Source organism: Clostridium sp. (assembly GCF_036642255.1).
Taxonomy (GTDB): Bacteria; Bacillota; Clostridia; order Clostridiales; family Clostridiaceae; genus Clostridium_J.
In genome coordinates this window covers 1-15,193 of the sequence record NZ_JAVWDJ010000063.1, presented here as the reverse complement: position 1 = coordinate 15,193, position 15,193 = coordinate 1, and the positions used below count along the sequence as shown (strand labels likewise).

General features: G+C 34.2%; 12 protein-coding genes and 1 pseudogene. All 13 read left to right on the top strand.

Features of this window, described 5'->3' with window-relative positions; genetic code table 11:
- Nucleotides 1-89: 89 nt before the first annotated feature.
- Nucleotides 90-503, top strand: a complete 414-nt coding sequence (locus tag RR409_RS19265) for a hypothetical protein (RefSeq protein WP_332559405.1) — start codon at nt 90-92, stop codon at nt 501-503.
- Between the two features lie 304 nt (nt 504-807).
- Nucleotides 808-1,338 (top strand): flavodoxin domain-containing protein, encoded by a 531-nt coding sequence (locus RR409_RS19260; protein WP_332559404.1) that lies wholly within the window; start codon nt 808-810, stop codon nt 1,336-1,338.
- Between the two features lie 744 nt (nt 1,339-2,082).
- The gene (locus RR409_RS19255) at nt 2,083-2,544 is read left to right on the top strand and encodes a hypothetical protein (RefSeq protein ID WP_332559403.1); all 462 of its coding nucleotides are present in this window, start codon (nt 2,083-2,085) and stop codon (nt 2,542-2,544) included.
- Nucleotides 2,541-3,896, top strand: a complete 1,356-nt coding sequence (locus RR409_RS19250) for a TrkH family potassium uptake protein (protein ID WP_332559402.1) — start codon at nt 2,541-2,543, stop codon at nt 3,894-3,896. Before RR409_RS19255 ends, RR409_RS19250 begins: the two co-directional genes overlap by 4 nt.
- 11 nt (nt 3,897-3,907) lie before the next feature.
- Nucleotides 3,908-4,561 (top strand): TrkA family potassium uptake protein, encoded by a 654-nt coding sequence (locus RR409_RS19245; protein ID WP_332559401.1) that lies wholly within the window; start codon nt 3,908-3,910, stop codon nt 4,559-4,561.
- A gap of 32 nt (nt 4,562-4,593) precedes the next feature.
- Entirely contained in the window at nt 4,594-6,000 is a 1,407-nt protein-coding gene (locus tag RR409_RS19240) for a DUF4118 domain-containing protein (RefSeq protein ID WP_332559400.1), read from the top strand.
- Nucleotides 6,000-6,719 carry a response regulator transcription factor gene (locus RR409_RS19235; RefSeq protein WP_332559399.1) on the top strand — a complete coding sequence of 240 codons (720 nt, stop codon included), beginning with the start codon at nt 6,000-6,002 and terminating at the stop codon, nt 6,717-6,719. The genes RR409_RS19240 and RR409_RS19235 overlap by 1 nt, the downstream gene beginning before the upstream one ends.
- Before the next feature lie 189 nt (nt 6,720-6,908).
- The gene (locus tag RR409_RS19230) at nt 6,909-7,415 is read left to right on the top strand and encodes an RNA polymerase sigma factor (RefSeq protein ID WP_332559398.1); all 507 of its coding nucleotides are present in this window, start codon (nt 6,909-6,911) and stop codon (nt 7,413-7,415) included.
- Nucleotides 7,396-8,370 carry a hypothetical protein gene (locus RR409_RS19225; RefSeq protein WP_332559397.1) on the top strand — a complete coding sequence of 325 codons (975 nt, stop codon included), beginning with the start codon at nt 7,396-7,398 and terminating at the stop codon, nt 8,368-8,370. Before RR409_RS19230 ends, RR409_RS19225 begins: the two co-directional genes overlap by 20 nt.
- Nucleotides 8,371-8,787: 417 nt before the next feature.
- The gene (locus tag RR409_RS19220) at nt 8,788-9,243 is read left to right on the top strand and encodes a MarR family transcriptional regulator (protein WP_332559396.1); all 456 of its coding nucleotides are present in this window, start codon (nt 8,788-8,790) and stop codon (nt 9,241-9,243) included.
- Between the two features lie 77 nt (nt 9,244-9,320).
- Entirely contained in the window at nt 9,321-11,048 is a 1,728-nt protein-coding gene (locus RR409_RS19215; protein WP_332559395.1) for an ABC transporter ATP-binding protein, read from the top strand.
- Complete coding sequence (locus tag RR409_RS19210; protein WP_332559394.1) at nt 11,045-14,335, top strand: ABC transporter ATP-binding protein; 3,291 nt, start codon at nt 11,045-11,047, stop codon at nt 14,333-14,335. Before RR409_RS19215 ends, RR409_RS19210 begins: the two co-directional genes overlap by 4 nt.
- A gap of 101 nt (nt 14,336-14,436) precedes the next feature.
- Nucleotides 14,437-15,193, top strand: a pseudogene (locus RR409_RS19205) (hypothetical protein); the annotation flags it as partial.

Here is a 15,193-nt window from a genome sequence, read left to right as displayed (position 1 = left end):
GTAAAAAATTGAGAACTAATTCATTTGTTATTCGTATATAAATTAAGATTTTAAATTAACACCATAAAATTTTCTTTGGAGGGACTACTATGAAAAAATATTTAACAATAACTCTTATTTTACTAATGCTTTTTACATTGTTTGGTTGTAATTCAACAAAAGGTTCAGTGTCATCTGAACAGCAAAAAGGTTCGTTGTCGACTCAACAACAAAAAGGTTCATTGTCGGCTGAACAACAAAAAGCAGTCAATAATAGTATAAATTATATTAAGAACTCCTCGTTTACTGCAAAAGACCGTATAAACACAAATATTATAACAATAAAAAATGCAGATGAAAAAACATGGGAGTTTGTATATTCACAAAACTCTAAAGTAGATAAAAATTCAGTTGATTCTACTGACTGGATTATTACTATTGGTGATACTTCAGACCACGACTTTGCGATTATTGTTTGTGACAGTATTACCTATGAAGTTATAGGGTATATGCCAATTAAGTAGAACTATATATTATTGTTAAATGATTTTTGGATAGTTTAAGACGTAATCTTCTTAAAGTGTGTCATTAAATATGAGTATAAAATGCAAGTTAAGGAAAAATGAGTTAACAAGAACTATACCTGTTTTATTAAGTGTGTTTTTTGCGGGTGCTATAATTGAAAATTGCATAATGACTATGAAGTTAGGAGCACTGATGAGGATGTTAAAATTATCCTTCTAAAACCTCTTATAATAACAAAAAAAATTATCAGTAATAAGGTAACACAATGTAAGTAATAGTATTTAAATAATGGGGGAGTAAAAGTTGTCTAAAGTAGTTGTAATATATCAATCAAAATATGGTGCAACAAAAAAGTATGCACAGTGGCTCAGTGAAGAATTAACCTGTGATGTAATTGAAACCAAAAAGGCTAGTGTTGAAAAAATTATGGAGTATGAAACTATAATTCTAGGTGGAGGTATCTACGCCTCAGGGATAGCAGGGGTATCCTTTATCAAAAAGAATTATCCTAAATTGAAGGATAAAAAAATAGCAGTTTTTGCAGTGGGAGCATCTCCCTATAATGAAAAAGCTGTGAATGCTATAAAAGATCATAATTTCAAGGATAACTTTAAGGATATACCATGTTACTACTGTCGAGGGGCTTGGGATGAAGAAAAAATGTCCTGGACAGATAAAGTACTTTGCAATATGCTTAAAAAAGCTGTGGCTAAAAAAGACCCTGCAGGCTATGAACCTTGGGAGGCAGCCTTGATGGAAGCAATGGGTTCTAAGTGTGATTGGACGGAAAAGGAAAGTCTTAAGCCTATTATTGAGTTTGTACAAGGAAGTTAATACTGCATATTAATACAACAAGGAAGTTAATATAAGAAGTTAAATATAACAATTAAGAACATCGAAGGATATTCAAATAAGAATACTAGTTGTTATGTTCTTAGCTAACTTTCTTAATAAGCTATTTAGAGGGTGAATTTAGATTCATCCTCTTTTTTATTGTGTAACGAATACCACGGGTTGGGCCCATGGTTCTAAAAAGCTATTAGCTATAGGGCCTAACTTATTTATTACCGAAATCTATTTGAACACCAGGATAGGGTTATTTATAACTCAAGTTTTCACTATTGTACCTGCATAGGGAACAAAAGTTAGAACTTTATATAATCATGAATCTACCGTGGTTACCTTAAGTTCTTTGGAGTTAAATTATTTAAATTTTCACCACGTTAGCCTATACTACTACACAAACTAAATATTGCCTTCTCTCTTTAATGAATCAAAATGGAAACTTTTTTACTATTTTAAAAACAGACCTTTTTGTAAAGAAATCTTTTTGTAACAGTACCTTTTTGCAAGTAGCTCCTTTTTGTAAAAACACCCTTTAAAAAATACACACCTTTAGAAAAGGAACTTTATATTTATATAATTACCAGTTTCATATCACATTATCTTAATACAATCTTAATACCATTCCCACTAATCTTTATATCTTACTTATATAAACCTACGGTATATTAACACAATCTTTATATGAAAAAACCTACAATAATAGTATAGAACAATTTATAAGAAGGTGAAGATATGTGGATTTTGGTGATTGCTACACTTTTAATTCCTGTGATTTATATAGGCTACCTAGTATCGAATGTGGACAAGTTTTTTGCAAAGGGAGGATTCAAGTCTGAGGAAGATAATATAACTTCAACTGCTATTGTATTAGGGGAAACAGACCTTGCAAAAGAAATTATTGTACTGTTAAAGAAAAATAATATTCCAGTATTGAACTTAGTCGAGCCATTTATACTGGATAAGGAACTAAACTTTCGTTATTTGATTGCTTTATCAGAAAAAGATGTTGATAATCTGGTGTTATGTAAAATAGGCAAGAAATTATATACCCTGGATAAAATCATAAGCCTTTGCAATGATAGAAAAAATGAAAGGATGTTCACCAATGAAAAAATAACATACTTCTTGGGGGAACAGGCTACGCCGCAGATGCTTTATCAGTTCTTAATCAAGGAGGATGAGGTGAGAATATGACAAAAGCAATAATAAAGAGAGTAAAGTTATTAAGCTATCCACAAATGATTGCTTTAGGATATATTTTAGTAATTGTCTTTGGCACATTACTTTTATTACTACCAATTGCAAGCGAAGATAATATATCTGTAGGTTTTGTTGATGCACTATTCACAGCAACATCTGCTACTTGCGTCACTGGACTTGTGGTTTTTGATACCTATACACAGTGGTCTATATTTGGACAACTCGTTATCTTAATATTGATACAAGTTGGTGGCTTAGGATTTATGACCATTATAACCATGTTCTCGTTTTTACTGAAAAGAAAAATTGGTCTTAAGGAAAGAGGACTGTTACGTGAAAGTGTAAATACCCTATACATTGGTGGTATCGTACGTTTAATTAAAAAAATTCTTATTGGTACTTTTATTTTTGAAGGAATAGGAGCTATTTTACTAGCAATAAAATTTATACCACATATGGGACTAGTAAAGGGGATATATAATGGGGTGTTTCATTCAGTTTCAGCCTTTTGTAATGCTGGATTTGATTTGATGGGTAGATATGGGAAATATTCTTCTCTAACATTTTACTGTGATGATGTTATTGTTAATTTAACAATAATGGTACTGATTATTGTTGGTGGAATTGGGTTCTTTGTATGGGATGATATTACAAAGAATAAGTATCACTTTAAAAGATATCAATTGCACACAAAAATAGTTTTATCAACTACTACAATACTTATAGTATCAGGAGCTATAAGTTTTTATATTTTTGAAAGCGGAAATTTACTTTCTCACATGAGTGTAGGTGAAAAAATTTTAGCATCTTTATTTGGTTCAGTAACCCCAAGAACAGCGGGGTTTAACACTGTTGATGTAGCTACAATGATGCCTGCTACAAAGCTTCTTACAATGATGTTGATGTTTATTGGTGGTAGCCCTGGATCAACTGCTGGAGGTATTAAAACAACTACCCTAGCAATTATATTAATTTCACTGTGGTCAAGTCTGAGAGCTACAAAAAATGATAATATATTTGGAAGACGATTGGAAGACAATGCACTAAAGAGAGCAAGTGCTGTGGTAACAGTGAATCTAATTCTTACCTTCACTGCAGCATTTTTAATTATTGGTACAAATAATGCACTATCTCTTAGTGATGTAATATTTGAAGTTTTATCTGCAATTGGGACTGTAGGTCTTTCTACAGGAATTACAAGCACTTTAAGCTCTTTTGCCCAGATAGTTATCATCTTATTAATGTATTGTGGTAGGGTTGGAAGCCTTTCCTTTGCTCTGATATTTACAGAACACAAAATGCCTTCATGTATTCAAAGTCCCAAAGAAAAAATAACTATAGGATAGGAGGACATAATATGAAATCAATTTTAGTAATAGGAATCGGAAGATTTGGTAAACATCTCACCCATAATCTTATTGAACTTGGAAATGAAGTTATGATTGTTGATAAAGAAGAGGAAAATTTAGTGGAGCTTTTGCCAATTGCTACAAGTGCACAAATAGGGGATTGTACCAAAGAAGAAGTGCTACGCTCACTTGGGATCAGCAACTTTGACTTATGTTTTGTTTGTGTGGGAAGTAACTTTCAAAGTAGCTTAGAAATAACAAGCCTCCTTAAGGATTTGGGAGCAAAGTATGTTATCAGTAAAGCTAGTCGTGATATCCATGTTAAATTTTTGCTTCGTAATGGCGCTGATGAAGTGGCAGACCCAGAGAGAGATGCTGCAGAGAAGCTTGCGGTAAGGTACAGTGCAAATAATTTATTTGATTATATAGAATTAACAAAGGATGTTGCAATCTATGAAATACCGCCTGTTGAAAATTGGATTGGAAAGACTATAAAAGAAGTTAATTTTAGAGTGAAGTATCATGTAAGTATCCTTGCAACAAAAATTGGGGATAAAGTTTATCCATTGCCCTCAGCTGAGCATGTATTTAAACAAGGAGAACATCTCATGGTGCTGGGACATCACAAGGATGTTGAAAGAATTTTAAAGAGAATTGATTGAAGTTATGGTAAAATATCCTTAAGAGGTGGCTTATGAGGAAAAGATATTATTTAACTTTAGTGTTAATATTGCTAGTTACAACTTTAGGATCTATTACCTTAAATCAATTAGGTATTGGGAAAGAAAATATCCTTATGATTTTTATGGTTGGGGTATTATTGATAACTGCTTTCACAAGAGGATACTATTTCGGAATTATAGCAGCATGTGCTAGTGTAATGATATTCAACTATTTCTTTACAGAGCCGTATCACACCTTTATTATTACAAGCACCAATGATATGGTGTTGATGTTATTTTTTCTTATAGCATCGGTGATATCTTCAAGCTTAACTGCAAGGTTTCAAAGACAGTTACTTATCTCCCAAAGCAATGAGCAAACCGCAAAACTATTGCATGAGATATCTCATAGCTTTCTGAACGTAACTAGCCAAGAAAATATTATAAATCATAGCATGAGATATATAAAAGAAAATATAGGTTATGATAGTATAGTAAAACTTGACGAAATAGATGAAACTTATAAGAGCGATAAGTTTGCTTTTCAGCAAAGTGAAGAAGGAACTGAACAACCTATAATGGGAATGGCTAAAAGGCTTGGAACCCTTAAGGTGTACCATAAGAAGGAAAATCTAAATATGGAAGAAGAATGGCTCGTTAATGCAGTTGCTGCACAAATGGGAATTGCTCTAGATCGAGAATTTATTTATAACGAGCGAGAAAATACTCGTATTGCAATGGAGCGGGAACATTTAAAAAGCAATCTTTTGAGAAGTATTGGTCATGATTTACGGACTCCTCTTGCAGGGATTGCTGGAGCAAGCAATTACATTGTTCAGAAAGGTAAGAGTCTTCAGCGTGAAAGCATTGAAGTTTTAGCCCGAGATATTAATGAACAAGCGGTTTGGCTAACAACCCTTGTAGAAAACATTTTAAATATGACAAGAATTGAGAATGATAAATTAGAGGTTAATAAACAAATTGAAGTTATTGATGATGTTGTTAGTGAGGCAGTTACTCATGTTGTGGGATTGAATAAAAGACCTTTTAAGATAATCCTGCCAAAGGATGTTATTGCAATGCCTATGGATGGTAAAATGATTGTACAGGTATTAGTAAATTTATTGGATAATGCGGTGAAGCACACTTCAAAAGATTGTCCTATTGAGCTCAATATAAATCAAAACCAAGGGTATGTGGAATTTAACATTGCTGATGGTGGAGATGGAATAGGGAATAATCCCTTAATAAACGAAAACCTCTTCGATGCCTTTGTCACTAATGGCAAAACTGGAGCTGATGGTAAGAAGGGAATTGGACTTGGGCTTGCAATCTGCAAAGCTGTTGTTAAGGCTCATGGAGGTAAAATCACCACTGGCACATCCCATCTTGGCGGTGCATTGTTTACATTTACACTGCCTTATACGGAGGTAGAATGATGGAAGGAAATATCACTGTTTTAATCGTAGAAGATGACAAATATATAATGTCTTTAACAAATATATATTTAAAGGACGAAGGATATAAAACTGTTGAAGCAGTTACCGCCAAAGAAGCTATGACCTTATTTTATGCAAACAACCCTGATATCGTTCTACTAGACCTAGGACTGCCAGATATGGATGGTATGGTGGTAATAAGAAAAATTAGAGAAAAAAGCAACACTCCTATCATCGTTGTTTCTGCTCGTGAAGAAGAAAGTGAAAAGATTATGGCCCTTGACTTGGGGGCTGATGACTATATGACAAAACCCTTTCATATGGGGGAGCTACTTGCTCGGATAAGAGTTTGTCTAAGGAAACTTAATAGCATTGTGAACCCAGATAATGTGGAAATGTTCACCTGTGATTATTTAACTGTGGACTATACTAAAGGTCTTGTGTTCATAGATAATGAAGAAGTGCATTTAACCCCTATGGAATATAAACTTCTTATGCTGCTAATTGCTAATAGAGGAAAAGTCCTAACCCATAACTACATTTTAAATCAAGTTTGGGGGTATGGGGAGACGAAGGACCCTAAAAGCCTTCGAGTATTTATGGCTAGTCTGCGTCGTAAAATTGAACGAGATACTGCAAATCCTCGATTTATTCTTACTCAGGTTGGGATAGGTTACCGCTTTGTTGAAAAGTACTCTGAGGATCACAGGGAAAATTAACAAACCATTAGAAGGATTTATAAGGTAAGGAAAGTTTGAGTAAAAGGAAATTTAAATAAGAAGAAGTTAAAATTACTTAAGCATGTGAGAGGTTTCAAACTCACATGCTTTTAATTTTTTATTTATTTTAAAATACTATGTGACTTTTTTCCATTATCATTCGTGTTATGTATGAAAGGAGGTTTTCTCATGCAGAATTTGTTACAAAGGCCTAGTGATAATTTTTCAGAGAAATATAGTTTATATAGTGATATGGTATTCCGAATTTGTATGGTGTACCTTGGAAATAAAGAAGATGTAGAGGAAGCTATGCAAGAAGCCTTTATGAGGCTTGTTTATAAGAGCCCAGAATTTAATAGTGAGGAGCATGAAAAAGCCTGGCTCATTAGAATAACTTCTAACATATGCAAAGATATGCTTAGAAGTATGTGGCATAAAAGAGTTGTAAAGACGAGCTATATTGAAAGCTATTATGACGATCCAGCTGACATTCATATTATGGAGGAAATCTTGAAGCTTTCCCCTAAATACAAGGATGTTATTTATCTGCACTATTATGAAGATTATACAGTAAAAAATATATCAGAGATTCTTAAAATTTCAGAATCAGCGGTAAAGATGCGGCTTAAACGTGGTCGGGATCTCTTAAAAATTCAATTGGAAGGAGAGAATGTATATGAAACAAGAGGATATTAAGAAGGTTATTGATAAGCTAACCCCAGATGAAGAAATGGAGCAAAGGATATCAAAAACAATGATGGATAAACAACCTAATAGGTTTCCTTATAAGCGTATGGCTTCCATAGCAGCAGGGCTTGCCTTAGTTGTTTTTGTTGGATCACTAGGAGTAAATTATATAGATAAAAAACCTGACACTTCCTACAAAACCGAAACCCCAAGTGGTAAAAAACCAGCCCCAGGGGATAAAACTGTAGCCACAGCTGAGGGGATAACTATACCTAAAATACAACTACCTAAAGAAACCGGTGTGGCAATGGATATGATAGGGCTTATTGTATATGAAGGTAGGATATATACTCAATCTGGTACAAGGATAAGTTCTGACATTGGAGAAAAATTCCTTGAAACAAAACTCGGTACTACAAAAGGAAATATAGATGAGTGGAGTGAGCAAAAGGATTATGCAGTTGAGTTTGCGTCAACCGTTGGAACAGCTGATGTTTACTCTGTTAAGGGGTATGATAAAAACTTTAGAATAATGACCTATGAAACAATAGATAATACTATTTATGCTCAGTTTTATGATTGCTTCAATGGAATCACAGTAAAAAATGGTGAGGATATTTTTGGTAAGCTAAAAATACAAGGGAATATTAAAAGTGCAAAATACGAGAAGTTCGACAGTTGGAACAATGGCAAACAAATCCTTAAAGAACTACCTGAGATTAAAGGGTTAAATGATTTTGCAAATGAATTAAAAAGTACTGCCCCATATACAAGGGAAAGTCTATCCTATCTTTGGGATGAAGATGGAGAAACAAATCAAAAATTTATATATATAACTCTAAATGATGGCACCGAAGTACAACTAAGACTTTTTAAAGAAGGTTATATATACTATGATTTTTCAGATGTTTTCTTCAAAATGGAAAATGAAGCCTTTGATAAACTTTGGAATGAACTACAATAGGTAATCCCATTGAAATTAGTATAAATAAAAAAATCCCCAAAAAATTAGTATATAGATAAGAATCCCCATAAGAATGGCTAAATTAGTTATTGCCTTCTTATGGGGATCTTGTATTTTTTCACCTTATTTCACACACTATGATTCAAGGACACTTTGTTCTAATAAAAATTACTTTGTTTATCTAAATCTCCGTTAGAAATTGTTAAATCTAAGCAGCTTTTGTGGCTTTAATCTCCACGAAAAATAAGTGAGGACATAATTATCTGTAACTTAACATTAGGTGTAAAAAAGTAAAGGATTTCAGTAAAAATTTAAACTAAACATATATATTGACTCCTAAATAAGCATATGCTATTATAATTAAGTTAGGTGGCTAAGTAATATTTTTTACATAGCAATAGAAAAAGGAGGGATACAATGCATTGTTTCAATAAAGATGATAGTTCAAGTAACATATATCATATATTTGGGGAAATTGTGAAACTTCACTTTACCCGTTCTCATAAACTGTTAGATAAACTAGGTATTTATCCTGGACAGCCGCCACTTTTATTTGCACTAAATTGCAAAGATGGTCAAAGCCAAAAAGAACTTGCTGAAAAGCTCAGAATTAAGGCTGCAACAATAACTGTGATGATTGGAAGAATGGAAAAGTTAGGACTTTTAACAAGAAGACAAGATAAACAAGACCAAAGAATATCAAGGGTTTACCTTACGGAAAAGGGCAGAGAAACCAGTGAACAGTTAAGGGATGTTATGCATACTCTTAATGAAGAATGTTTCAGCAACTTTACTGATGAAGAAACAATGTTGCTTCGTAGACTGCTTATGCAGATTAGAGATAATCTAATTGAAGTAACTGATAAAATTTAGATGACTAAGTAATTATTCAATAATGCTTAGGAAATAAAATATGAAAATGATTTTTAAACTGTAGGAGATGATTATTTGTGATTAAGTTGTATAAATTTTTAAAGCCATATACGGCTATGGTAATAACTGTAGTTGTGTTAGTGGCTTTGCAGTCCTTAGGAGATCTTTATCTCCCAACCCTAATGTCACATATTATTAATGAGGGAATAATGCAGGGGGATACCAATAGGATTTTAGAGATTGGTGGAATAATGCTTTTAGTTGCTGGTGGAGGAGTTATCTGTTCAGTTTTAGCCAGCTTTTTATCAGCAAAAACTTCAGTGGGCCTAGGTGCAATTCTAAGAAGCAAGGTTTTTGGACGAGTTTCCAGCTATTCCTTGCATGAATTTGATAAGTTAGGTACAGCAACACTTATTACTAGAACTACCAACGACATTACTCAAGTTCAAATGGTTACAGTAATGATAATGCGTATGATGATTAGTGCACCAATAATGGCTGCAGGTGGAGTTTACATGTCAATGAGAGAGGATAGATCTCTTACTTGGGTATTAGCAGTTGCAATACCAGTACTTGCAGCTACCGTAGCTATAATAGCATCAAGAATGATGCCACTATTTAAACTTGTACAAGGTAAAATAGATAGGATTAACCTTGTGCTTCGTGAAAAGCTAACAGGAATAAGAGTTATTCGTGCTTTTAACACTGTTGATAAAGAAAGAAAGCGTTTCGATGAAGCAAATCTTGATCTTACAAACAATTATATTAAGGTAAATAAGATTATGGCTTTCATGATGCCTTCCATAATGCTAGTAATGAACTTTACTTCTTTAGCTATATTATGGTTTGGTGGAATACGTATAAGTGAAGGAAATATGGATTTAGGAGCACTTTCGGCATTTATTCAATATTCTATGCAAATCATGATGTCAATGTTAATGCTTGCAATGATGTTCATCATGGTGCCACGTGCTCAGGCAGCGGCAGTGAGAATTAATGAAGTTTTAGATACAATTCCTGAGATAACAGATGCAGAGAAAACAAATGATGCCTTTACAGGGAAAGGTTATGTAGAATTTAAAGATGTAACTTTCAACTATCATGGAGCTGAAGAACCAGCTCTTAGAAATATATCCTTCTCTGCAAAACCAGGAGAAGTAACTGCTGTGATAGGAAGTACAGGTTCAGGTAAGTCTACTCTCGTAAATCTTATTCCAAGATTTTATGATGTAAGCAGTGGAAATGTCCTTATTGATGGTGTTGATGTTAGAGAGATGACACAGGAAAAGCTTAGAAGTAAAATTGGATTTGTACCTCAAAAAGCTATTTTGTTTTCAGGCACAATAACTGAAAACATCAAATTTGGATATGAAGAGGCTACTGAGGAAGAAGTTAGACATGCATCACAGGTTGCACAAGCAGCTGACTTTATAGAAGGTATGGATGATGGATATGATCATAAAATTGCTCAAGGGGGTACTAACGTATCCGGTGGACAAAAACAACGTCTTTCTATTGCTCGTGCTCTAATTAGAAGACCAGAAATATACGTTTTTGATGATAGTTTCTCAGCCCTTGACTTTAAAACTGATGCAAAGCTGAGAGCTGCTCTAAAAAATGAAACCCAGGAATCAACTGTGATTATTGTTGCTCAAAGAGTAGGTACAGTAATGGATGCAGATAGAATTATCGTTTTAGATGAAGGAAGTATTGTGGGAATGGGAACCCATAGAGAACTTCTAGACACCTGTGAAGTATACCGTGAAATTGTATCCTCACAGCTTTCAGAGGAGGAAATAGCATGAGCGAAAAAACACAAAATAGACCAAGAGGCGGCGGACCTATGGGTGGCGGTTTTGGAAGACCAGTAGAAAAGGCAAAGGACTTTAAAGGAACCTTTAGAAGGCTTCTTCGTTACCTTAGGCCACATAAATTGAATTTAATTATAGTTTTAATATTTGCTATTGCCAGTACTTCTTTTACAATAGTAGCACCTAAAATATCTGCAAAAGCAACAAATAAATTGCAAAACGCATATATGGCCCGTACTATGCTAAAAGAAATGACTAAGGCACAAAACGAAGCAGTAGATCAAATGAATGGTAAGATGGGGGACGTTCAAAAGGACGTTGTTGATAAGATAAAAAACAGCATGGTTGATGCTCAGAAAACTTCTGTAGATCAAATTACAACAAGTATGTCTGAGGCACAATCAAAGGCAGTAGATGAAATGTACAAGGCCATTGCAATCCAAGTGCATAATGGCACAGTAACTGGACAAAAAACTGCTGTTGATAAGATAACTACTCAGATGGCTGGTGCTCAAAAAGCAATGGTAGCTCAAATGAAAGAGCAAATGGCACAAATGCAGCAGGCTGCTCAAGCTGGGATTCAAACTCCACCAATGGACCCAAAAACCACGGCAGCTATTGAAAAATTGATGAAACTTCCAATGATTGATTCAGTGAGCGGAAGAAGTGCTAAGGTAAAGACTACCTTAGAGTTCATTGATATTCTTGGAGCTATGCCACCAAGTGGACAAATAGATGCAAAAGCATTAGGCAGTGCTAAGGAAATTTTAAGCCTTCCAATGCTTGAAAATGTTAAAAATGGAACTGAAAAAGTTAATATAATTAAGAAATTTATGAGTATGGCAGGTGGAACTCAAAGTTCTTCCATGAATCTTGATGCACAGACTATGAATAAAGTTTATGCTAAGATTCCAACCATTACTGATTTTACTACTAAAGCATCTTCAACAAGTACTATGGATAAGAAAGCAAGCGATGCTGCAGCAAAATTATTGAAGCTTCCATTGCTTAGTGAAATAAGTGATCCAGTAGTTAAAAAAGATACTTTAATTCAGCTTATTGATATATTTAAAGATATGCCTGACACCTCAGGGGATAGTGCTGCTGCAACCTCAGGTACAACAATAAATAAAGCAGATTTAGAAACAATTAAGGAACTTGTAGCGCTACCTGACATAAGCACAATTACAGATGAAAACGAAAAGTCAGCCGCAGTGCTCAAATTAGTTGATGTATTTGTGAAAATGCCTGATATGAAAAAGGCTGATGCAGAAAATACTACTACAGACAAGGCTATGGACCCAGAGCAACTTAAGAGCGTTCAAGAACTTTTAGCTCTTCCAATGCTGAATTCTATAAGTGATCCAGCTGAAAAGGCTAAAGTTTTAAATGAGATGCTTGATATCTTCGGAAGAATGCCTGATATGGGCGGTGATACTGCCAGTACTGATGCTACTTTAGATACTGAAGGAATAAAAGCCATCCAAGAGTTTCTTGCACTTCCAAAGCTGGATACCTTAGAGGACCCTAACGAGAAAGCTGATGTAACTAGAAAGATAATGGATTTAGGCAAGAAAATGCAAGGTACTGTGGAGAATGCTCCAGCAGATCCTAAAGCTAATGTGAACTATACTGATGCTCAGATAGATTCAGTTATTAGCGCAATTAGAGAAACAAATGGAGAGTATGACTTCCACTATATAGGGAATATAGCTCTTATATTAATAGGGATTTATGTAGTTAGTGCTGGTTTCAGCTTAATTATGGGACTTGTTATGTCAGGAGTAGCACAAAAGACTGTACGTGATTTAAGAAGAGAAGTTGATGTAAAACTTTCTAAATTACCACTTAAGTATTTTGATATGCATGCTCATGGAGATATATTAAGCCGTGTAACAAACGACGTTGATACCATTGCAACTTCTCTGCAACAGAGTTTAACTCAGATAATTACATCAGTTATCACAATAATTGGTTATATCATCATGATGCTTACAATAAGCCCAATTTTAACACTTATTGTTATAGCAACATTACCACTTTATGTTTTATCTACAGCGCTTATTGCAAAGAAATCCCAAAAGTATTTTGCAGTTCAGCAAAAGGAAATTGGTGCTCTTAGCGGACATGTAGAAGAAATGTATACAGGACACAAAATAGTTAAAGCTTTCGGTAAAGAAAGAGATTCTATTACTGAGTTTGAAGATATAAACGGAAGACTTAAAGATGCTGGTTGGAAAGCTCAGTTTGTATCAGGAATAATGTTCCCACTTATGAACTTCATAAGTAATATCGGTTATGTTGGAATATGTATAGTTGGAGGTATTTGGAGTACTAAGAGCTTACTTGGAATCGGTGATATACTTGCCTTTATCCAATACTCAAGATCCTTCACAATGCCAATCGTTCAAACAGCTAATATTGCCAATGTTATTCAGTCAACAATTGCTTGTGCTGAGCGTGTGTTTGATATTCTTGATGAAGAAGAAGAACTTGCAGATAATAAAGATGCAGTGGTTCTTGAAAATCCAAGAGGAGACGTTAAGTTTGAGCATGTAGATTTCAGATATGTGGAGGATGTTCCTCTAATAGAAGATATGAATCTTGATGTGAAAAATGGTGACACAATAGCTATTGTTGGACCAACAGGGGCAGGTAAGACAACTCTTGTTAATCTTCTAATGCGTTTCTATGAATTAAATGCAGGTAAGATAAGCGTTGATGGAGTTAACGTAACGGACATTAAACGTAATGAACTTCGCAAAATGTTTGGTATGGTGCTTCAGGACACATGGCTTTATAATGGAACAATTAAGGAAAACATAGCCTATGGAAAAGAAGGGGCATCAATGGAGGACATCGTGCGTGCATCAAAAGCTGCACATGCAGATCACTTCATAAGAACCTTGCCTCAAGGTTACGACACAATCCTTAATGAAGAAGCAACTAATATTTCACAAGGACAAAAACAACTTCTAACTATTGCACGTGCAATACTTGCAGACCCAACAATTTTAATTCTTGATGAAGCTACAAGTAGTGTTGATACAAGAACAGAAGTGTTAATTCAAAAAGCTATGGGTAACTTAATGAAGGGTAGAACAAGCTTCGTTATAGCTCATAGACTTTCAACTATCCGTGATGCAGAACTTATTTTAGTTATGAATAAGGGAAGCATTATTGAAATGGGTAACCATAAACAACTGCTTGATAAAGGTGGATTCTATGCTGACCTTTACAACAGTCAGTTTGCTGGTGAAGAAGAAAATAAAGCTGTATAAAAACAAAGCTGCTGTTGCATGGCTAACTTAATAGTTAGCTGTGTAACAGTTTTTTTATTTTTGGATAGAAAATTTGATTTATTGCCTTGGGTAAACGATTAGTGGATACTGGCATAACTAATTATAGTTATGATAAGGATAATAGACCTACAAGTGATACTTATAATCGAAATTATACAGATAATAAAACCCAAAGTTATAAAGTAGAAAAGTTCTATGATAGTTTAGGAAGAATAAAGGATTCATTAATAAATGGGTACTATAGGACAGAATATTTTTATAAAGCAGGGAACGATGCTAATAGCACCACAAGCCAAATTGAAAAAATTAAAAACGGTGGCAAAGAAATAGCTTACACCTACGATAAAAATGGAAACATTGAAACTATCCTAGAGAATGGCAAAACCATAAAGTATTATTATAATGAGCTTAATGAAGTTATTCGAGAGGATAACGGAATTTTAGGTAAAACTATAGTCTATAGTTATGACATAGGTGGAAATATTCTAAGCAAAAAAGAGTATGAGCCTATAGAGGGTGAAGTTACTGCAGTTCACTCTCCTACAAAAGTAACTAATTATACTTATGAAGATTCTGTATGGAGAGATAAATTAAGCTCCTATAATGGGAAATCTATAACTTATGACCAAATAGGTAATCCACTAACCTATGATGGATACAACTTCACCTGGGAAATGGGAAGACAGCTAAAGAGCATTAATGGAAATGGAAAAGCCATTTCCTACAAATACAACGATAGTGGTATAAGAACAGAAAAAATAGTAGATGGAGTTACAACAAACTATCATCTTGTAGGAGATAAGGTAACCTTTGAAGGAAGTGGCAGTGATAAGATAT